Source organism: Terrisporobacter mayombei, from assembly GCF_020748465.1.
GTDB lineage: Bacteria > Bacillota > Clostridia > Peptostreptococcales > Peptostreptococcaceae > Terrisporobacter > Terrisporobacter mayombei.
The window spans coordinates 376,457-398,075 of sequence record NZ_JAHZMP010000001.1 but is presented as its reverse complement, the minus strand read 5'-3'; the positions used below and the strand labels follow the sequence as shown (position 1 = coordinate 398,075).

16 protein-coding genes, 1 tRNA gene and 1 pseudogene are annotated in these 21,619 nt (G+C 27.8%); 15 read left to right on the top strand and 3 right to left on the bottom strand.

What is annotated here, in order from left to right; genetic code table 11:
* Positions 1 to 167 precede the first annotated feature (167 nt).
* From gap to K0039_RS01975, 3 genes are all read left to right on the top strand, one after another.
* Complete coding sequence (gene gap, locus K0039_RS01985; RefSeq protein WP_228103385.1) at positions 168 to 1,202, top strand: type I glyceraldehyde-3-phosphate dehydrogenase; 1,035 nt, start codon at positions 168 to 170, stop codon at positions 1,200 to 1,202.
* Positions 1,203 to 1,595: 393 nt separating this feature from the next.
* Positions 1,596 to 1,671: transfer RNA gene (locus K0039_RS01980), tRNA-Met, on the top strand.
* A gap of 59 nt (positions 1,672 to 1,730) precedes the next feature.
* Positions 1,731 to 2,387, top strand: coding sequence for a pentapeptide repeat-containing protein (locus K0039_RS01975; protein ID WP_228103384.1), 657 nt, complete (start codon positions 1,731 to 1,733; stop codon positions 2,385 to 2,387).
* 266 nt (positions 2,388 to 2,653) lie between these two features.
* On the opposite strand, the gene K0039_RS01970 is transcribed toward K0039_RS01975, so the two are convergent.
* The gene (locus tag K0039_RS01970) at positions 2,654 to 3,472 is read right to left on the bottom strand and encodes a MerR family transcriptional regulator (protein ID WP_228103383.1); all 819 of its coding nucleotides are present in this window, start codon (positions 3,470 to 3,472) and stop codon (positions 2,654 to 2,656) included.
* Between the two features lie 89 nt (positions 3,473 to 3,561).
* Here K0039_RS01970 and K0039_RS01965 point away from each other — a divergent pair, with 89 nt between their 5' ends.
* From K0039_RS01965 to K0039_RS01935, 7 genes and pseudogenes are all read left to right on the top strand, one after another.
* The gene (locus K0039_RS01965) at positions 3,562 to 4,950 is read left to right on the top strand and encodes an MATE family efflux transporter (protein ID WP_228103382.1); all 1,389 of its coding nucleotides are present in this window, start codon (positions 3,562 to 3,564) and stop codon (positions 4,948 to 4,950) included.
* 404 nt (positions 4,951 to 5,354) lie between these two features.
* A complete protein-coding gene (locus K0039_RS01960) occupies positions 5,355 to 9,689 on the top strand; it encodes a 2-hydroxyacyl-CoA dehydratase (RefSeq protein WP_228103381.1) in 4,335 nt (1,444 codons plus the stop codon).
* Between the two features lie 123 nt (positions 9,690 to 9,812).
* Positions 9,813 to 11,132 carry a YopA family protein gene (locus K0039_RS01955; protein ID WP_228103380.1) on the top strand — a complete coding sequence of 440 codons (1,320 nt, stop codon included), beginning with the start codon at positions 9,813 to 9,815 and terminating at the stop codon, positions 11,130 to 11,132.
* Between the two features lie 43 nt (positions 11,133 to 11,175).
* Positions 11,176 to 11,487: pseudogene (locus K0039_RS01950) on the top strand (Spx/MgsR family RNA polymerase-binding regulatory protein); the annotation flags it as partial.
* A gap of 153 nt (positions 11,488 to 11,640) precedes the next feature.
* Positions 11,641 to 12,015, top strand: coding sequence for a GntR family transcriptional regulator (locus tag K0039_RS01945; protein WP_228103379.1), 375 nt, complete (start codon positions 11,641 to 11,643; stop codon positions 12,013 to 12,015).
* Between the two features lie 3 nt (positions 12,016 to 12,018).
* Positions 12,019 to 12,876: an ABC transporter ATP-binding protein gene (locus tag K0039_RS01940; RefSeq protein ID WP_228103378.1), complete on the top strand. Its 858-nt coding sequence runs from the start codon at positions 12,019 to 12,021 to the stop codon at positions 12,874 to 12,876.
* Complete coding sequence (locus K0039_RS01935) at positions 12,876 to 13,517, top strand: ABC-2 transporter permease (RefSeq protein WP_228103377.1); 642 nt, start codon at positions 12,876 to 12,878, stop codon at positions 13,515 to 13,517. The genes K0039_RS01940 and K0039_RS01935 overlap by 1 nt, the downstream gene beginning before the upstream one ends.
* Before the next feature lie 53 nt (positions 13,518 to 13,570).
* Here K0039_RS01935 and K0039_RS01930 read toward each other — a convergent pair whose 3' ends face one another.
* Positions 13,571 to 14,914 (bottom strand): APC family permease, encoded by a 1,344-nt coding sequence (locus K0039_RS01930; protein WP_228103376.1) that lies wholly within the window; start codon positions 14,912 to 14,914, stop codon positions 13,571 to 13,573.
* Between the two features lie 211 nt (positions 14,915 to 15,125).
* On the bottom strand, positions 15,126 to 16,487 hold the full coding sequence (locus K0039_RS01925; RefSeq protein ID WP_228103375.1) for an APC family permease: 1,362 nt from the start codon (positions 16,485 to 16,487) through the stop codon (positions 15,126 to 15,128).
* 467 nt (positions 16,488 to 16,954) lie between these two features.
* On the opposite strand from K0039_RS01925, the gene alr reads away from it, so the two are divergent.
* From alr to K0039_RS01900, 5 genes are all read left to right on the top strand, one after another.
* Positions 16,955 to 17,878, top strand: coding sequence for an alanine racemase (gene alr, locus K0039_RS01920; RefSeq protein WP_265589384.1), 924 nt, complete (start codon positions 16,955 to 16,957; stop codon positions 17,876 to 17,878).
* A 64-nt stretch (positions 17,879 to 17,942) separates the two neighbouring features.
* The gene (larE, locus tag K0039_RS01915) at positions 17,943 to 18,743 is read left to right on the top strand and encodes an ATP-dependent sacrificial sulfur transferase LarE (protein ID WP_228103373.1); all 801 of its coding nucleotides are present in this window, start codon (positions 17,943 to 17,945) and stop codon (positions 18,741 to 18,743) included.
* A gap of 15 nt (positions 18,744 to 18,758) precedes the next feature.
* A complete protein-coding gene (locus K0039_RS01910) occupies positions 18,759 to 19,910 on the top strand; it encodes a THUMP domain-containing class I SAM-dependent RNA methyltransferase (protein WP_228103372.1) in 1,152 nt (383 codons plus the stop codon).
* Positions 19,911 to 19,982: 72 nt separating this feature from the next.
* The gene (locus K0039_RS01905; RefSeq protein ID WP_228103371.1) at positions 19,983 to 20,753 is read left to right on the top strand and encodes a hypothetical protein; all 771 of its coding nucleotides are present in this window, start codon (positions 19,983 to 19,985) and stop codon (positions 20,751 to 20,753) included.
* Positions 20,754 to 20,950: 197 nt separating this feature from the next.
* The gene (locus K0039_RS01900; RefSeq protein WP_228103370.1) at positions 20,951 to 21,616 is read left to right on the top strand and encodes an HD domain-containing protein; all 666 of its coding nucleotides are present in this window, start codon (positions 20,951 to 20,953) and stop codon (positions 21,614 to 21,616) included.
* Positions 21,617 to 21,619: the final 3 nt, after the last annotated feature.

Below are 21,619 nucleotides of genomic sequence, written 5' to 3'. Positions count from 1 at the left end.
TTGTAAATATAACACACTAAATAAACTATTTATCGAAAAATAACATATTTAATATACATTATATTAATGATGATTTTATATTTCTTTAGAAAGCTAAAGAAAAAGAGATGAAAATAAATATATAGTGTACCCTAAATAATTATAAATGATATGTGGGAGGAATAGACTTGAAAATAAAAGTAGGAATTAACGGTTTTGGAAGAATAGGTAGAAATGTGCTTAGAATAGTAGAGGAAATGCCAAAAGGTAGCTTCGAAATAGTGGCTATAAATGCAAGAGCAGAAGCAGACACTTTAGCACATTTATTTAAATATGATTCTTGTTATGGAATATTTAAAGGTGATGTAGAAGTTAAAGATGAAGAGACCATGGTTATAAATAACAATGAGGTAAAAATACTTAGATATGGTGATCCAAGTCAAATTCCATGGAAAGCATTGGGAGTGGACTTGGTAATAGAATCTACAGGTAAGTTTGTAAAAAGAGAAGATTGTATGAAACATATTGAAGCTGGAGCGAAGAAAGTTATAATAAGTGCACCTGGAAAAAATGAAGACAAGACGATTGTTATGGGTGTGAATGAAAATGAATATGATGAAAACATTCATAATATAATATCAAATGCTTCTTGTACAACTAACTGTTTAGCACCATTTGCGAAAGTATTAGATCAAGAATTCGGAATAGAAGAAGGACTAATGACTACTATACATGCCTACACAAATGACCAAAGAATTTTAGACAAAACACATAAGGATTTAAGAAGAGCAAGAGCTGCTGGAGAATCAATGATACCTACGACAACAGGAGCTGCAAAAGCAGTTGCTAAAGTTTTACCACAATTAGAAGGAAAATTAAATGGATTTGCTGTAAGAGTTCCAACACCAACTGTTTCACTTGTAGACTTAGTTTGTGTATTAAAGAAAGATGCTACTGTTGAAGATATAAATGCAGCATTTAAAAAAGCATCAGAAAATGAAATGAAGGGAATCTTAGGATATAGCGAAGAACCATTAGTTTCAATAGATTACAGAGGAGATGCACGTTCATCAATAGTAGATGGATTATCAACTATGGCCATGGGTAGTAGAATGTTTAAAGTTGTTTCATGGTATGATAATGAGTGGGGATACTCTTCAAGAACAGTGGACTTAGTTGATTTTGTCGCTAATAGAATGCAAGTTTCAAAAGGCAATATTTAATAGTTAAACAAGACATCTGCATAAAAGATGTCTTGTTTTGAAAAAATTAGAAATAAAAAAAATCCTTACTTTAACCGATCAAGTAAGGATTCTAAAATATATTATAAAAAGGGGTTTATTAGGGAATATATTTTATTTGGGGAGTAATCAGTTATTGGGGAAATAACTGCTTATTAATGATAACAAAGTTCGACAAATGTTGCAAGTTTTTTTCGGAAAAATTTAATATTAAATAATTTATATATAAAATAATGGTTATAAAATATCTACTTTATGACCATACTTATTAAAGTAGGTATTTATTTTTAATAAATAAAAAGTTTCGTACATAATAAATAGGGTTGTTATATTGAATTAATTATGTTATCCTAATAATAGAGCAGGAAATAATGACGCGGAGTGGAGCAGTTGGCAGCTCGTTGGGCTCATAACCCAAAGGTCATAGGTTCAAGTCCTATCTCCGCAACCAATATATAAATATAAAACTCTTATATCGTTTGGTATAAGAGTTTTTTTATGGAGGAAATAATGACTAACAATAAAAAAATAGATACTGCACTTAAATACAACAAGACATCAAAAATGAACAAAAATTTTATGTATCAAGATTTGAAAAGAAGTAATTGTTATAATTGTGATTTTTCAAAATCAAACTTCAATTTTACAAGTTTAAGAGGGGCTCATTTTAAATCTTGTAACTTTTATGGATGTACATTTAAGTCTGCTGAGTTTGTAGGAAGTAATTTAAAAGGAAGTAGATTTACAAAAGCTAAGTTTGAAGACACTTTATTTGAAGGTGCTAAACTAGAAAGCGTTGATTTTACTGGATCAACTTTTAAAAATGTTATATTTGTAAATACTGACTTAAGTAAAGCTTCAAATCTTAACTATAAAGAAGATGAAGTAAGAATATATGATGAAATGCCAGAAATAGAAATAAGTGATAATTTAAAAAATGCCATAGGAAAAGCTATGGAAAATAATTATGTAAAGAAATCAAGAACGCTAGATACAAAAGATGGAGGTATTAATACTATAAGTATAATGATACTTTTAGAAGAATTTAGAGAAAAAAGACTTATAGAAGGTTTAGGAATTTTAAGTGAAAAAGTTGATAAAGATTTCTGTACTTTAAGTTATATAATAAAAAGTTTACAAAGTTATAAGGATAAAGGAATTTTATAAACTTATGTAAATTAAAAATAGCCTTAGCTTGTTAAAAATCTAAGGCTATTTTTAATTTTATTACTTATTCATATACTAGCTTCTGTATATTAATTGATTTTAACTTATCAATACGTATAAAAATTTGTTTTCAATAACTTTATTTATTATAAATTTAAAATAAGTTAATAAGTTAAATAGATATATATTTTATTCATTTTTAAAACAAAATATATAAAATAAAACCACCCTAATTTATAAAAAGGTGGTTTTATAAAATATGGATCTTAGTCAGACAACTCTATTGTGATTTTAAATAAATGCATATTTGTCCTAGTTGTGGTTAATGCATCCAATAGATTTTTAACATAAGAATAGTTACCGATTTTTAAATTATTACGGTTTATATAGGAAATCATTTTATCGTAGGTAGATTCTATGTTATTGTAAGATCCTTTGTGATATGCAACTAAATATTTACCAGAGTTTTTAATAAATAACCTAGAAGTAGGTATTTCTGTTTCACAATTAAACAAAAAGTTTTCTGGTGTAAAATTATAACTATCATTTATTTTTTCTATACTTAGTAAAGTAGATAAAGAATCATTCAAGCTATAATTATTAATAAACTGGTTAAAATTATTTTTGACCATGAAGAAGAAGTTTTTATCAGCATCATTTTTTAAAGACTTACTTAGAAATAATTTTTCTTCTTCTTCATATTCAATTTTTATTTCTTCACTATTTATGCAAGATGCATAATTAATTTTCTCAATTCTTGATTTTAGCGTATTTTGTAGTTCTCTAATTCTATTTATTTCATCATTTAGTTCATCAATTCTATTTTCAAATAAATTTTTTACTTTTTCAGGTGTTCTATTATTTAAAAATGAATTAATTTCATTTAAAGACATACTCATTTCCTTCATAACAGAAATAAAATAAAATAGATTTAATTGATCATAGGTATACATTCTGTAGCCATTATCATCACAGGAATTAGGCTTTAATAATCCAATATCATTGTAATGATACAATGTATGTTTTGTAACATTACAAAGTTTAGCAAACTCTCCTGTAGTTAATTTTCTTAAATTCATTTTCATTTTTTTATCTCCTATTGACTGTTGGGTTACTCTATACTATATTATAGCAATGTGATAAATAATATGTAATAATTATAAGGAGTAATAATATGAGTAATAAAAGTATTGATTTAGGAAAGGGAAGTATTAGTAAATTACTATTTACATTGGCTATCCCAACTATAATAGGTCAATTAGTAAACCTATTATATAATATCATTGATAGAATATTTATAGGTAAGATGGCTAGTGGAGATATAGCTATGGCAGGTGTTGGTGTCGCTATGCCGATAATATTATTAGTATCAGCCTTTGCAATGCTATTTGCGGCTGGAGGGGCACCACTAACTGCTATAGAAATGGGTAAACAAGATAATGATAAAGCAGAGGAAATAATGAGTAACTGTTTTTCTATGCTTATATCTGGAGGAATTATTTTAACAATAGTATTCTTTTTATTCAAAGAACCTATACTTTGGGCTTTTGGAGCTAGTAATGCTACTATAGGATATGGTTTAGACTACTTATCTATATATTTAATTGGTACTATATTTGTACAGATATCTTTAGGAATGAATTTATTTATAAATACTCAGGGATTTACTAAAATAGGTATGTTTACTGTTATTATAGGAGCTGCAATAAATATTATTCTTGACCCAATCTTAATATTTGGATTTAATATGGGAGTTAAAGGAGCTGCTTTAGCAACTATAATAGCACAAGGAGTATCTGCTATTTTTGTATTAAAATTTTTATTTGGTAAAAAAAGTATTCTTAAAATTAGAAAAAAATATTTAAAACTTAATAAAAAATTAGCTCTTTCAATAGTAGCCTTAGGTGTGGCACCATTTATAATGCAAGCCACAGAGTCTTTAGTATTGGTTAGTTTAAATAATCAATTATTAAAATACGGTGGAGATTTAGCTGTAGGAGCTATGACAATAATGAGTAGCATTATGCAAGTGATAATGATGCCTCTGATGGGACTTACTCAAGGAGCACAGCCTATAATGAGTTATAACTTTGGGGCTAAAGAAATGGATAGAGTTAAAAAGACATTTAAATTATTATTTATAATATGTGTAGCATATTCTGCACTGATGGTATTATTAATAATGGTATTCCCAGAGGTTTTCGTAAGTATATTTAATAATAAACCAGAGCTTGTTGAAATAACTTCATGGGCGATGAGAATATATTTTGCAGGTATGTGCTTATTTGGAGCTCAAATAGCTTGCCAACAAACTTTCTTAGCTTTAGGTCAAGCAAAGACATCACTGATTATTGCTATGCTTAGAAAAATTGTATTGCTAGTTCCGCTAATATTTATTTTACCTATGTTTATTGAAGATGGTCTAACTGCTGTTTTATTAGCAGAACCAATAGCAGATATTATAGCTATAATAAGTACTGTAATAATATTTGGAGTATTCTATAAGAAAACTTTTAACAATATAGATGAAAAAAACAATGAAACAATAAATAATATAAACTAATAAAAAGAACAATGATAAAGTTAATTATCATTGTTCTTTTTATTAGTTCTTTTCAATTTCCTTCATATTTATATGCTTCTTAATCATAATTAATTAATAAGGTATATTTAAATAAATTCAAATATACAAAAATGCGAGGTAATAAAGGTAAAAGTTCTTTTAAGTAAAATTATAAATATACATTACAATAAAGCATTTAAGGGTTAGAATATATATAAGGTTAAAATTAAATATTTTAAATTTTATAATATGAATTCTAAATATTATATTGATATTATATTAAAATTTAATTAACATTATTAAGTATGTGCAGTTTTGCCTTATAATTTATACTATAAAGTCGTAATAAAAATTTTAGTATACATGGAATATGAGAAGGGTTTATATGTCATGGAGGGATAGTTATGATAAAGACATACAATATGGGAATAGATGTAGGATCAACAACAGTAAAAACTGTGATTTTATATGATGATATACCTATTTATAAGGAATATAGAAGACATTTTTCAGATGTTAAAAAAGCTGTTAAAGAAATACTACAAAATGTTTATGATAAATTAGGGGATATTTGTGTATCCGTGGTAGTAACAGGATCTGGAGGAATAGATATATCAAATTATTTAAATTTAAAATTTGTTCAAGAGGTTATTTCATCTACAAAGGCAATAGAAACATTTCACCCAGAAACAGATGTGGTAATAGAACTAGGTGGAGAAGATGCCAAAATCACTTATTTGAGTGGTGGTATTGATCAAAGAATGAATGGAATATGCGCTGGTGGAACTGGGGCTTTTATAGATCAAATGTCCACACTTCTAAAAACAGATGCAAAAGGTTTAAATGAAATGGCGAAGGACTATAATGTCATTTATCCAATCGCTTCAAGATGTGGTGTATTTGCAAAAACAGATATACAGCCACTTATAAATGATGGTGCAAAAAAATCAGATATAGCTATGAGTATATTTAATGCTGTTGTAGTCCAAACAGTAAGTGTTTTATCTTGTGGAAGAAAAATAGAAGGTAAAGTTGCTTTTTTAGGAGGGCCATTATATTTCTTATCTCAGCTTAGAAAAGCGTTTCAAAATGTGTTAAAAGTTAAAGATGAAGATATAATTTTTCCAGAAGATGCTCAGCTATATATAGCTATGGGTGCTAGTCTACTATCAAAAGATGAAGATTTTTTAGTATTACATGATTTATTAGATAGATTAGACGAAATTGATCATATTGATATTAGTGGGAATAAGGGTTTGGAGCCTTTGTTTAAAGATTTTAATGAATATGAAGAATTTACACATAAGCATGATAAAAATTCAGTGGAAAAAGTAAATATTAATAAGGTAAAAGGTAATGTTTATTTAGGGATAGATGCAGGTTCAACTACTACAAAAGCTACATTAATAGATGAAGATGGAAATTTAGTATATTCTTATTATAGTAGCAATGAAGGAAGTCCTTTAGAAACTTCAATAAGAGTTTTAAAAGACATATACAAAATTTTACCTAAGGATATGAAGATTCTTTCATCTTGCGTAACAGGATATGGTGAAGCATTACTCAAAAAGGCATTAAAAGTTGATTATGGAGAAATAGAAACCATAGCTCATTATAAAGCTGCTAAATACTTCAATGAAGATGTAGATTTTATTTTAGACATCGGTGGTCAAGATATGAAATGTCTAGAAATAAAAAATGGAGTAATTGATAGCATTATATTAAATGAGGCTTGTTCTTCAGGATGTGGTTCATTTTTAGAAACTTTTGCTAAATCTTTATCTATGAGTATAGAGGACTTTGCCAGAGTTGGTATAAATTCAAAAAATCCTGTGGATTTAGGATCTAGATGTACAGTATTTATGAATTCTAAGGTTAAACAGGCGCAAAAAGAAGGAGCTACAGTAGCAGATATTTCTGCGGGACTTTCTTATTCGGTAATAAAAAATGCTTTATTTAAAGTTATAAAAATAAGAGATTTTAGTAGACTGGGCAACAATATAGTTGTTCAAGGTGGAACTTTTTACAATGATTTAGTTCTTAGAGCTTTTGAGAAATTAACAGGTAGGGAAGTTGTTAGACCTAATATTGCTGGATTAATGGGAGCTTTTGGTTGTGCTTTAATTGCAAAATCACATTACGAAGAAGGATATGAAAGTCAATTGTTAGATTATGATGGACTTAATAATGTTAAACTAGATACTACAGTTAAAAGGTGTAATGGTTGTTCAAACAAATGTTTGCTTACCATAAATAAATTCTCAGAAGGAGGAGTTTTTATATCTGGAAACAGATGTGAAAATGGAGCTTTTTTAAATGGAGATAAAAGTGTAAAAAAATATAAAGAAAATCCTATTAATTTATTTAAGTTTAAGTATGATAGATTATTTAAACATTATAAATCATTAAGCAAAGAGGAAGCAAAAAGAGGGGAAATTGGAATACCTAGAGTTTTAAATATGTATGAAGATTACCCATTTTGGTATACATTTTTCACATCTTTAGGATTTAGAGTGCTGTTATCAGAAAGATCGTCAAAGAAATTATATGAAAAAGGTATAGATTCAATAGCATCAGAAACAGTATGTTATCCAGGTAAAATGGTTCATGGACATATTCAAAGCTTAATCGACAGAGGAATAAAAACAATTTTTTATCCTGCTGTTACCCATGAATACAAAGAAGACAAAAGTGCTGATAACAACTATAACTGTCCTGTGGTAATATCTTATTCTGAAGTTATAAAAAATAATTTGGAAGATTTAAGAAGAAAAAATATTAAATATATTAATCCTTTCTTAAGTTTAAATAATAAAGAAAGATTAAAACATAGATTATATGAAGTGATTAAAGACAATTTCAGTGATATTGCAAAGTCGGAGATATTTAATGCAGTGGACGAAGCAACAAAAGAAGAGAATAATTTTAAAAATGAAGTAAGAAAAGCAGGAGAAAATGCACTAAAATATATAAATGAAAATAACTTAAAAGGAATTGTTTTAGCAGGTAGACCTTATCATTTAGATCCAGAAATTAACCACGGAATACCTGAATTAATAAACTCTTTAGACATGGCAGTGCTTACAGAAGATAGTATTTGTCATCTTGCTAATTTGGATAGACCTCTTCGTGTTGTAGATCAATGGGTATATCATTCGAGGTTATATAAGTCTGCATCTTTTGTAAGAAATTTCGATAATTTAGAGTTAGTTCAGTTAAATTCTTTTGGATGTGGGTTAGATGCAGTAACTACAGAACAGGTAGAAGAGATTTTAAGTGAAAAATCTAAAATTTATACTGTAATAAAAATAGATGAAGGTAATAATTTGGGAGCGGCAAAAATAAGACTTAGATCTTTAAAAGCAGCGATTAAAGAAAGGGAAGAAAATAACATAAGGGCAGAAAATATAGAAGTTAAGAAAATGCCTTATGTGAAAAACACAAAGCTTAACATGAAGCATACTCTACTTGCACCTCAAATGTCTCCTGTACATTTTCAATTCTTACAAGAGGCTTTTAATTCTTGTGGATGGAATTTGGTAATACTTCAAGATACTAATAGAGAAGTAATAGAAGAGGGACTAAAATATGTACATAATGATGCTTGTTACCCAGCAATAATTGTAATAGGTCAATTAATAAAGGCTTTAAAATCAGGTGAATATGATTTAAATAATACTTCTGTAGCTATTACTCAAACAGGTGGAGGATGTAGGGCAACTAATTATATTGGTTTCTTGAGAAAGGGGCTATATGAGGCAGGTTTTAGTGATATACCGGTTATATCACTAAGTGTAAATAATATAGAGGATAATGGTGTAATGGATAATATATCATTAAAATTAATACACCGAACTATTATGAGTGCGATTTATGGAGATTTATTAATGAAGGTAGTATACAGGGTCAGACCTTATGAAGCTGTAAAAGGAAGCACTAATAAACTTTATGATAAATGGGTAATTAAATGCAAAAAATCTGTAAAAAATGGTAAATTTTCAGAGTTTAAAAATAATATAAGAAATATTGTAAAAGACTTTGATAACTTAGAAATACTAAATATCACTAAGCCACGAGTAGGATTAGTAGGAGAAATTTTGGTTAAATTTCATCCAACAGCAAATAATAATGTTGTAGATATATTGGAAAAAGAAGGTGCAGAAGCAGTAATGCCAGAGCTTATTAATTTCTTTACTGCTTGGTCTGTAAATACTCTTTTCAAAAGTAAATATTTAGAAGGGAGTAATAAATCAACAATACTAGCTAAATTATTTATTAAAATTGCTAACTTTTATCAAAAAACTTATATAAAATCATTAAAAGAAAGTAATAGATTTTCTCCTCCAAAAGATATTAGAGATTTGGCGAAAAAGGCCTCTGAAGTAGTATCTCTTGGGAATCAAACAGGAGAAGGATGGTTATTAACAGGTGAAATGATAGAACTTATAGAAGATGATGTGAAAAATGTTATCTGCATGCAACCTTTTGGATGTTTACCAAATCATATAATTGGCAAAGGATCTATTAAGGAGCTAAAAAGAAGATATAAAGATGCAAATATAATTCCAATAGATTATGATCCATCGGCAAGTGAAGTAAATCAAATAAATAGAATAAAATTAATGTTGTCAAAGGCATTTAAGACAATGAATAATAAGGAAATGACTTATATAGATATTAATGATTACAAATCTAAAGAGCCGGAAGAAAATAAAAAGGAATGTTTAGTTAAATGCTAAGTATCTAGAACAGATTAGAGTTATTTCTAATCTGTTCTTGCATATAAAATGGAATTTTATCAACAATGAATATATTTATTATGATATAATTAAATTCAATATATTAGAAAAGGTGGAGTAGTTATGAAATCACTTAAAGATGCTATATCTTTAGATTATTTAGACTATAATGTAAGCGAAGATATTAGTATCCATGAAGGAAGATTTTGTGTTTACTTATATAATAAAAAATATAAATGCTACGGAAAAGTATTTTATAAAATGACCACTCCCATGTCTATAAATTTTAAAGGAAAAGTTTTATCAAGAAAAGATTATGATGTAGATATAACTCTAGATTATGATAATGCTATATTAGAAGTTTATGGTTATAAACCAATAAACGTAACAGTAACAGCGTCAAGTGATTTATTCTTAGAAGGTTACATTAATGATGGATATATTAAGTCGAAAAATTATTTTGTAGATAGTATAGATTTTTATATAGTAAATCTTGATAGATATTCAGGCAAACTTATAATGCATGAAGATAAGCTATTTGCTGGGAGGATGGAATTTAATATAGGAGATTTAGAAGTAACCATTGATAAAAGATATGATTTTACAAAGGAACTAAATCGTGAACTAAAAGATAAATCTGGAACTATAATTACCCACATCGGAAGAATGAAAAAGAAAGATAACAGTTTATTTAAGACAAATAATATAAACGATGTGTTGGATAACATATCTATGGCACTTAGTTTTATGTGTGGGAGATATGTTGATATATGCATAGTTAAAGGGTATGAGTTAAACAATAACATATTTAGACTATGTAGAGAGTGCATAGTAAGTCCTTTTAGATTTGTACCTAATTGGAAGGATACCATAGCTAATAACCACAATATAGAAAAATATATGGCGTTAATGTGTAAAAGATTAAATGACCTATACTATGGACATGCTATTAAACAAGTTATTGATTGGTATATAGAAACATTGGGTAATACTACAATTGAAAATAATATCATTTCCATGCAAATTGCACTTGAAACTTTATCTTATGTCGTTTTAGTTGAGCAACAAAAGATTTTAAGTGATGAGGAATTTGATGAAAATTTATCATCAACAAACATCAGAAAGTTGCTTAACAATTGTAAAATTCCTACAGGAAAGGAAGAACTTTATTTATTTGATGAATATATTCAAAGTAAATTTTTAGATGGAGTAGATTTAATTACTTATTTCAGAAATAAAATAGTTCATCCAAGTAGAAAAAGGAATAGAGCAACTCTTCATGTGGAAGATATGTGGAATATAATTCAAATTGCAATAAGATATGTGGAATTGGTTATACTACATTTAATAAACTATAAAGGTGAGTACTCCAATAGATTAAAGGAAAGATCTTATGGAGAGGTGGAATTGGTGCCGTGGAATTTTTATGAAAGGAAAGAATAATAATATGAAGCTTTATGGATACAAAAAATGATCTACAGCAAGAAAAGCCAAGAATTGGCTTAAGGAAAATAATATAAACTTTGAAGAAATAGATTTAGTAGATACACCACCGACAAAAGAAGAAATGAAAAAAATTTATGAAGAAAGTGGACATGAATTGAAGAAATTTTTTAATACAAGTGGGGTAAAATATAGAGAATTAGGACTTAAAGAAGTATTAAAGACAGCAAGTGAAGATGAAATGCTTGAAATACTTGTAAGTGACGGAAAACTTATAAAAAGACCTTTATTAGTAGATAATAAAAAAGTCTTAATTGGTTTTAAAGAAAATGAATATAAAGAAAATTTATTATAATTAGAAATCTCCTTTGATTAATTTCAAAGGAGATTTTTTTAGTTGACAAGGTGTAACAAAATAGTTAATATATGTATATATGATATATATACAGCTATAAACAAATATAAACACTTATATACATACCTTATGTATGAAAGGAGGTAATAGCAGTTGAATATAATTATAAGTAACTCTTCAGCAGTGCCACTTTATGAACAAATTCAAAATCAAATTAAGTCACAGATTCTAAGTGGAGACTTACGTAGTGAGGAATTACTACCATCCATAAGATCTCTAGCTAAAGAACTAAAGGTAAGTATAATTACTACAAAAAGGGCTTATGAAGAATTAGAAAAAGAAGGATACATACAAACTGTTGCAGGCAAAGGTAGTTATGTATGTAGTCAAAGTACAGAAAGATTAAAAGAGGCCGCATTATTTGAGATGGAAAGTAAGCTAGAGGAAATAATTCTAGGCGCTAAAAAGATGGGAATAAATGAGGAAGATTTTATAGAGATTATTAAAAGTATTTATGAGGAGGTTTAAAAAATGAATGCAATTGAAATTAATAGTTTGAGAAAAGATTTTGATAATTTTTCTTTAAAAATAGAAGATTTAAAAATACCACAAGGCTTTGTTACAGGATTTATCGGACCAAATGGATCTGGGAAAACAACCACAATAAAACTAATACTTAGTATGTTGAGAAGAGACAGTGGGATTGTTAAACTATTTAACCAAGAATATGAAGGTGATGATTTATCTTTAAAAGAGCAAATAGGATATGTGGGGGAATTTAATGGATATTTACAAGAATCAAAATTAAGTAGGATAAAAAAATCCCTTTGTTTATTTTACAGAGACTGGGATGAAAAACTTTATAAAAAATATATGAAAGAATTTGAATTAAATGAAAATAAAATTTATAGAGAATTATCTAAAGGTCAACAAAAAAAATTTGATATAGTAATGACATTATCTCATCGTCCTAAAATAATTATAATGGATGAGCCTACAGCGAATCTGGATCCTTTAGTTAGAAATGAAGTACTAGAAATGTTACAAGAAAGAATTGAGGAAGACAATGCTACAGTATTTTTCTCAACACATATAACTAGTGACTTGGATAAAATAGGAGATTACTTAGTTTTTATTTATAAGGGAAAAATTTTCTTAGCTGATGATAAAGATAGTATTTTACAAGATCATATTATAGTAAAAGGTAAAAATGAACTATTACAAAAAGATACAGAAGATATATTTATATCGGTAAATAAGAATACTTTTGGATTTGAAGGATTAGTAAAAAATAAAGAAAAAGCTTATGAGCTATTTGGTGAAGAAGTGGTTTATGATAAACCTAACTTGGAAGATATTTTAACTTATTATACAAGGGGGAATAAGTAATGAGAAATATAATGAATTTAGTGAATTTAAGTTTTAATAATTTTCTCTCAGTAAAGAAAATGGCTTTATTTATTTTAGTTGCATTTAGTATTGCATCACTAATAAATCCCAGTTTTTCAACAATGTTAATGGGAATGATGACTTATGTTATAGCATATCAAACTATGGCATACGAAGATTCATATGGAATAGATTATATGATTTCGCACTTACCTGTTACAAAGAATGAATATGTTATTTCTAGATATATTTTCTGTATAATAACTATTGTTGTAGCAAGTATATTATGTTCTTTGATATTTTTTATATCTAATAAAGTAAATGTAGTTGATTTAAGTGGAATTGATTATAAAATAATTTTATATATTGGCATAATAAGCGCAGTTACTTTAGTATCAGTACTAATTCCAGTTTTATTATATTTTGGAATGAAAAAAGGTAGAATGGCAATGATATTTATATTTATGATTATTGTGATGATACCATCTTTAGCTGTTGATGATATGCAAACAGTTATAAAAATACTTAACAAATTAAGTGAAATAAATATTAATCTTTTTAGTGCAATATTAACAATATTAATATTGCTTATATCATACTTTATTACGAGATTTTTATATGAAAAAAAAGAAGTAATTTAATGTAAAATAGCATGATAAATACATATTTATCATGCTATTTTTATATTTTTAATTTAAGCAGCTTTATTATTATCATTATTTGCTTGTTTTTGTGCTAACGAGTAAAGAGGAAGTCCGATTAAAGTGACAATTACACCACCTAAAGATATTAGGGTATTTTCCATGCCGGCAAATAATAATTGATTTATTACAACAAATAATCCTCCAGCAATAGCTATTATTGGTATTACTGGATATAAAGGAACTTTATATGGTCTATTTAATTCAGGTTGTCTTTGTCTAAGTAAAATTACACCTATAAATGTTAATACGTAGAAAGACCAAATTGCAAACATGGATAAGTCAGTTAATAAGTTAAATTGACCAGATAAAGCATAAATGGCAGATAAAATACCCATTACTATAGTTGCATTTCCAGGGACTCCGCTTTTATTTAATGGACCATAATATTTATAACCTGGGATGGATTTTTGTTGACCTAAAGTGTAAAGAACTCTAGGTGCAGTTAATAAATAACCATTAATACAACCAAATACAGAAATTAGAATTCCTGTAGTTATAAGTTTTCCACCAATAGGGCCAAATATTACTTCTGCTACTGCAGAAGCTGGTGAATCAAAATTCGCTAACTCGCTGGCTGGTAAAACCCATAAGTAAGCAACATTTATTATGATATAAACAACCATAACAAAAGCTAAACCACCAATGATCGCTTTTGGTAAATCTTTGCCAGGATTTTTCATTTCTCCGGCTATAGCGCCAACATTAATCCATCCATCATAAGCAAATAATATTGCGATTAATAATTGGCCTATAATAGAGACAGTAGATACGCCAGGGCCTACTAAAGGAGAAGTTATAGGATTATTGCCATTACCTCTTATAAAACCAAAGATTATTATTAAGATAAGAGGGATTAACTTACAAATGGTAGCTATTGTTTGAATAAGACCAGTTGTTTTAGAACTTAGGGTATTTAAAATACTAATAAGTAAAATAACACCTAAAGTTATGGGGACTATTAAATTTTCGTTTCCTATTAGTTTTGCACTTTGGTTACCAAACATAACTGCCAGTGCAGCTACAGTAGCAGGGAAAAATAAAGCGCACTGCATCCATCCTGTTAGAACACCCAACTTTTTACCATAAATCTCTTCAATATAAACCATCATGCCGCCTGTTTTGGGAATGGCAGCAGAAACTTCTGCAGCAGTTAAACCGGCGGTTATTGTTATAACTCCAGCTACTACCCAAGCAATCATACCAAGCCCAGGCTCTCCACCAGTTAAAGTGTAAACTGCTTGGGGTTTGAAAAATACTCCACCACCAATAACCATACCAATAACTGTAGATAAAGCAGCAGTAAGACCTAAATTTTTTTGTAATTTTTGGCTCATAATCTAAATTTCCTTTCAAACATATTTTCTAAATGAAAATTATAAATTCAACAAAAATGTTAATTTGTAATATTATTAAAATTTAATTCATAAATTATATATTAATATTTGTAAAAGGATATTTTTTATGTATTTATGAAAAATTAAAATTTGTTTATTATATTAAAAAAGAGCTTCTTCAATAAGTATGAAGAAAGCTCTTTTATTTTTATTATGCAACTTTATTTAAGTCATAATTGTTGTTTTCTTTAGCAACTTGCTTTTGAGCTATGTTGTAAAGAGGTAAACCAACTAAAGTAACTAGAACTCCACCAAGTGAAATTATAGTATTTGTCATACCAGCAAATAATAATTGATTTAATACAACAAATAATCCACCAGCTATAGCTACCATTGGTATAAATGGATACATAGGAACTTTATATGGTCTGTGTAAATCTGGTTGTTTCTTTCTTAGGATTATAACACCTATGAAAGTTAATACATAGAATGACCATACAGCGAACATTGATAGGTCACTTAATAAGTTAAATTGTCCAGATAATGCATATAATGAAGATAAAACACCCATTATTAATGTTGCTTTAGCAGGAACATTATTTTTATTTAAAGCACCAACAACTTTGTATCCTGGTAATGATTTTTGTGTTCCTAAAGTATAAAGAACTCTTGGACCAGTTAATAAATAACCATTCATACATCCAAATACTGAAATTAATATGCCAGCAGTAACAACTTTACCACCTACTTCTCCAAATAATACTTGAGCAACAGCAGAAGCTGGGTTAGCAAATTGAGATATTTGATCAGCTGGTAGTACCCATAAATAAGCTATGTTTATTACTATATAAACAGCCATAGTTACTGATAAACCACCAACGATTGCCTTTGGCAAATCTTTCCCTGGGTCTTTCATTTCACCAGCTATAGCGCCAACATTAATCCATCCATCATAAGCAAATAATATAGCTATCAATACTTGTCCTATTACTGATGCAGGAGATACACCCTCAGCAACTAGTGGAGTAATTATAGGATTACCTCCACCACCTTTAATGAAACCAAATACTATTATTATAGCAAGTGGAATTAATTTAGCTATGGTTGCAACCGTTTGTATAGTTCCAGAAGTCTTACTTCCAAATGTGTTTAATATACTTATTAATAATACCGTAGCAATTGATATTGGAATAGCAATATTTTCATTTAATCCAAGCAATATACAAGTTTGGTTACCAAACATAACTGCTAATGCAGCAATTGTAGCAGGGAAGAATAATGCTGATTGCATCCAACCTGTTAACATTCCTGATTTTTTACCATAAATTTCCTCGATGTAAACCATCATACCACCAGTTCTAGGAATAGCAGCAGAAACCTCAGCAGCAGTTAAACCAGCAGTAATTGTAAGTATACCAGCTAAAAACCAAGCTAATATTCCAAGACCTGGTGCCCCTCCTGTTAAAGTGTAAACCGCTTGTGGTTTAAAGAATACTCCACCACCAATCACCATACCTACAACTGTAGATAATGCAGCAGCAAGTCCTAAGTTTTTTTGTAATTTTTGACTCATTATTACATTTTCCTTTCAATATTCATTTTTTAAGTAAGTTTACTATTATGCTTTTACTTGAAAAGCATTTCTTCAAATAATCCTGTATCATTATATAATTTTCTTTTAAATATAACAATACTTTTTTATATAAAATTCGATAAAATTTTCAAAAGTATAAATATTGAATTTTAAAGTGCTGAATGTTACATAAATATAAGAAAATTAAAAAATAATTTTCCTTGAAAAATCAACAGAATAATAAACTTTTAGAGAAGATATAACACTGTTGAATTTAAATAAACATTATATTTATTGTAAAAAAAAATATGAAATTATATAATAAAACCATACCAAAAGATTTGAGGAGGTAAATATGGTAATCAAATCAGGAACCTGGGCCGAAATTAACTTAGATAGCATAGGCTACAATTTAAAAGAAATAAAGAATAGTTTGAAAAGAAATAAAGAATAGTTTGAAAGAAAAAATGAAAATATGTTGTGTGGTAAAAGCAAATGCATATGGGTGTGGTTCTGTGAAGGTTTCTAAATACTTGGAACATAAGAATATAGATTTTTTTGCAGTGGCTAGAATAGAAGAAGGATTAGAACTTAGAAATAATGATATAAATTTGCCTATTTTATGTTTAGGATATATAGATATACATATGATAAAAGAAGCAATAGAAAAAGATATCTCCATTACAGTATATAACTTGGAATATGCTAAAAAAATAGATGAAATAGGAAAAAAATTAAATAAAAAAGCTAAGGTACATATAAAGATTGATACAGGAATGAGCAGATTAGGTTTTTTGGCAGAAGAAGCTAAAAAATCTATTGAAGAGATAAACAATTTAAAAAACATATATATAGAAGGTATTTTTACTCACTTTGCAAAGGCAGATGAGAAAGATAAAACAACTACATTAGTTCAATTAAACAGATATAAAAGAGTAATTGAAGAACTAACTACTTTAAATATTAATATACCAATAAAACATGTTGCAAATAGTGCAGCCATAATTGATTTAAATGAAGATTTATTTAATATGGTTAGAATAGGTATCATATTATATGGATATTATCCATCAGATGAAGTAAATAAGGATATAGAATTAAAACCATATTTAAAATTAAAATCAGTTGTAACTAATATCAAAATATTAGACGAAAATATAGGTATCAGTTATGGTCATATTTATAAAACAAGAGAAAAGAGCAAGATAGGGACAATTTCCATAGGATATGCAGACGGATTTAATAGGACTCAACATAATCCGAAGGTTTCTATAAAAGGAGAAATATTAGAGGTCGTGGGTAGAGTATGCATGGATCAATGTATGGTTAAAGTTCCCTTAGAATATGAATATAGAAATAGGTCATTTATCAAAGCAAAATTTAAAATTTGATTTATTAAAAATCTTTATATATACTAGAGTAGATAAATTATTTTAAGTGGGTGGGATAAAACATATGGATAAAATATTAAATGATAAATTAAATTTATTAACTAATGATTTAAAAGAAATGAAAAAAGTAGCAATAGCATATTCAGGAGGCGTAGATAGCAATTTTTTATTAAAAGTTGCAAAGGATGTACTTGGAGAAAATGTTGTGGCTATTACTATTAGTGCTATGATGCATTCAAGTAGGGAAATTGAAGAATCTGTAAATTATGCGAAAGAATATGGGGTTAATCATATTCTTTGCAATATTGATAATCTAGATTCGCAAGAATTTATAGAAAATGGACCTTTAAGATGTTATCATTGTAAGAAATTTGTATTTAGTAAAATAAAAGAAATAGCAAGTGAACATAATATTAAATATATACTTGATGGAACTAATTTAAGTGATTTAGATGACTATAGACCTGGCCTAAAGGCTTTAGATGAATTAAACATAATAAGTCCTTTAAAAAATGCTAAATTAAGCAAAGAAGAAATTAGAATTTTATCAAAAGAATTAAATGTTGCCACATATAAAAAACCTTCTTTTTCTTGCTTGGCTACTAGAATACCAGTAGGGAATAAAATAACTAAAGAAAAGCTTAGAATGATAGAAGAAGGAGAAAACTTTTTACAAGATAATAATTTTAGTCAGTATAGAGTAAGAGTGCATGACAATATTGCAAGAATAGAAGTTGATAAAAAAGAAATTTGCAAATTTTACGATGACGAGATGATAAATAAAGTAAATCTAAAATTTAAAGAAATAGGTTTTAAATACGTTACCTTAGATTTAAGTGGTTACAAAATGGGAAGTATGAATTAAGAACAGGAGGAACAAATGAAAAAAGAATATACTTTAGTAGCGCCATGTTTTTTTGGTGTGGAAAAAATGTTAAGTAGAGAAATACAAAATTTAGGTTATGAAATAATTAAAACAGAAGATGGAAGGATTACATATAAAACTGATGAAGCGGGTATTGCTAAATCAAATATTTATTTAAGATGTGCAGAAAGAGTCCATCTTAAGGTGGCAGAATTTGATGCTAAAAGCTTTGATGAATTATTTGAAGGAACAAAGAAAATAAATTGGGCAAAATATATACCTTTTGGTGCACAGTTTCCTATATCAAAGGCATCTTCAATAAAATCAAAATTATACTCAACACCAGATATACAATCTATAGTAAAAAAAGCTGTAGTTGAAAGTTTAAAGAAAAGCTATTTAGAAACAGGACTACTAAAAGAAGATAAAGAAAAGTACCCTATATTTGTATTTATACATAAGGATAAAGTAACATTAACAATAGATACATCAGGAACGGCTCTTCATAAAAGAGGATATAGAGAAAGAGCAAATAAGGCACCAATTAGAGAAACTTTAGCTTCTGCTATAATGGAACTTGTTCCTTGGAGACCGGGAAGAACTTTAGTTGATCCAATGTGTGGTTCTGGAACTCTTTTAATAGAAGCGGCTATGAAGGGAATTAATATGGCTCCAGGGATTAACAGAGAGTTTATTTCTGAGTCATGGAGAACTATGGACAAAAAAATCTGGTGGGATGTAAGAAGAGAAGCCTATGCTCAGGTAAACGAAGATATAGAGTTTAAAATATATGGTTACGATATAGACGAAGAAGCCTTAGAAATAGCTAGAGAAAATGCAGAAATAGCAGGTGTAGCAGATTATATAGAATTTAATTATGGCGATGCTACTGAGTTTACTAGTGATGAAGAATATGGATTTATAGTAACTAACCCACCATATGGAGAAAGATTAGAAGATACAGATACAGTTAAGATGCTTTATAAGCAATTAGGATATACATTTAGAAAACTTAAAAATTGGTCGTACTATCTTATTACTTCTTACGAAGATTTTGAAAATGAATTTGGCGGAGAGGCAAGTAGAAGAAGAAAGTTATATAACGGTATGTTAAAAAGTAATTTATATCAATATATAGGACCAAGACCACCTAAAAATAATAAATAATTTATAAAAAGTTAAATATATTCCCTTAAACTGAATATATATTATAATAAGTAGGCTTAAGGGGGTGTAAACTTGTTTAATACAAAAAATAACCTTAGAAGAAATGCAAAACACAAAGAACCAAGAAATAATAAGAAAAATTCTTCATATGTGGAAGATTACAATGAAGTAATATTAAATGATTTAGTAGATGAAAATAAACCAAATAATGAAGATATTGTAAAAGAAGAACCAACAAGAAAGAAAAAGAAAGCAATTAATTTTAACTTAGGAGCTAAGAAAAAATCTACTTCTGATGAAGATAAAAATAAAAAAGGAAAAGCTTTAAATAAAAAACATAAAAGTGATAATGATGAGCCAAAAGAAATTATAGATGTGGAAAGTAAAAAAGATAAACCGGAAGTTGAAGCTCAACCTAAAGATAGCAAATCAGCAAAATCAACAAAATCTAAAAAAGCTAAAAAGGAATCAAACAAATCATCCAAAAAGAGTTCCAAAAAACAACCAAGTGAAGATAACACAAGCAAATCAAGTAAATCAAATAAACCAAATAAGAAGACGTCGAAAAAAGATAGTAAGCCTACTAAAGAAGATAAAAGTAAAAAATCATCTAAAAAATCAAGAAAAGAAGATGATGTAAAAACTAAATCAGTAGAAACTATTGAAGTAGAAGAGGTTAATAACGAGGAAGACGAAATTGTAGAAGGTAATGTTTTTAGAAGTATGGAAGAATATGAAGAACCTATTGATGAAAATCCTCAGATCGAAGTTGAGGAAGCAAAATTAAATGAATATAAATTTGAAGATATAATTTGGTCAGATGACAAGTTTCCTAAAAACTAAATAAAATACTATAAAAGCTAAATCCTAAAGGTATATTTTTATTTTACTATATATCTTTAGATTTAGCTTTATATTTTTTTTGTATAAATACATAATAGATAATAATAAGAAATCTTAAGAAAAAAAGAAAATATAAATAAAAGAACAATCTTATGTTAGAATATAATAAGATTTACTTAAGGAAGTAATCTTTTATTTTGAAAAATTTCATGTATAATAAAGTAGAAAGAGTGATTATTATGACTTGTAAAGAAATATTTTTAAAAGTGGATGATATATTGCAAAGTAGTGATAAACCATCAGTGGAAATTAGAAAGTTAATTGATGAAGGTGAGTTTGATCAAAAACCCTTTATTAAAATTAAAAACTTAGAAGATATAGAACAAAATTTAACTCATCATCCTGAGGGAAATGTGTTAAATCATACTTTATTAGTAATTGACAAAGCAAGTTATTTAAAAGATAAATCTAAAAATAAAAGAGTATTTATGTGGGCTGCATTACTACATGATTTAGGGAAATTAACAACCACAAAAAAAAGAAAAAATAAAATAACCGCTTATGGACATGATTTACAAGGAGAAATACTATCTAGACAATTTTTACATCAAGTGATAGAAGATGAAAAGTTTATTAATGAAGTATGTATTTTAGTAAAGCACCACATGCAACCACTATTCTACGATAAAAAGCTACCATATTTTAAAGAAAAAGAAATAATTAATGATTCTGATTATGAAGAAATAAGCCTACTTTCTCTGGCCGATAGACTAGGAAGGTCTGGTTTATGTGAAGAAAAAATAAAACAAGAAGAAAAAAGGATAAATAATTTTAAGAACTTCTTTGCTGACAAATATAAATAGGAG

Coding starts and splice junctions, on each gene's coding strand:
- K0039_RS01975 (WP_228103384.1), top strand. CDS start 1,731: ATGACTAACAATAAAAAAATAGATACTGCACTTAAATACAACAAGACA.
- K0039_RS01970 (WP_228103383.1), bottom strand. CDS start 3,472: ATGAAAATGAATTTAAGAAAATTAACTACAGGAGAGTTTGCTAAACTT.
- K0039_RS01965 (WP_228103382.1), top strand. CDS start 3,562: ATGAGTAATAAAAGTATTGATTTAGGAAAGGGAAGTATTAGTAAATTA.
- K0039_RS01960 (WP_228103381.1), top strand. CDS start 5,355: ATGATAAAGACATACAATATGGGAATAGATGTAGGATCAACAACAGTA.
- K0039_RS01955 (WP_228103380.1), top strand. CDS start 9,813: ATGAAATCACTTAAAGATGCTATATCTTTAGATTATTTAGACTATAAT.
- K0039_RS01940 (WP_228103378.1), top strand. CDS start 12,019: ATGAATGCAATTGAAATTAATAGTTTGAGAAAAGATTTTGATAATTTT.
- K0039_RS01935 (WP_228103377.1), top strand. CDS start 12,876: ATGAGAAATATAATGAATTTAGTGAATTTAAGTTTTAATAATTTTCTC.
- K0039_RS01930 (WP_228103376.1), bottom strand. CDS start 14,914: ATGAGCCAAAAATTACAAAAAAATTTAGGTCTTACTGCTGCTTTATCT.
- K0039_RS01925 (WP_228103375.1), bottom strand. CDS start 16,487: ATGAGTCAAAAATTACAAAAAAACTTAGGACTTGCTGCTGCATTATCT.
- alr (WP_265589384.1), top strand. CDS start 16,955: ATGAAAATATGTTGTGTGGTAAAAGCAAATGCATATGGGTGTGGTTCT.
- larE (WP_228103373.1), top strand. CDS start 17,943: ATGGATAAAATATTAAATGATAAATTAAATTTATTAACTAATGATTTA.
- K0039_RS01910 (WP_228103372.1), top strand. CDS start 18,759: ATGAAAAAAGAATATACTTTAGTAGCGCCATGTTTTTTTGGTGTGGAA.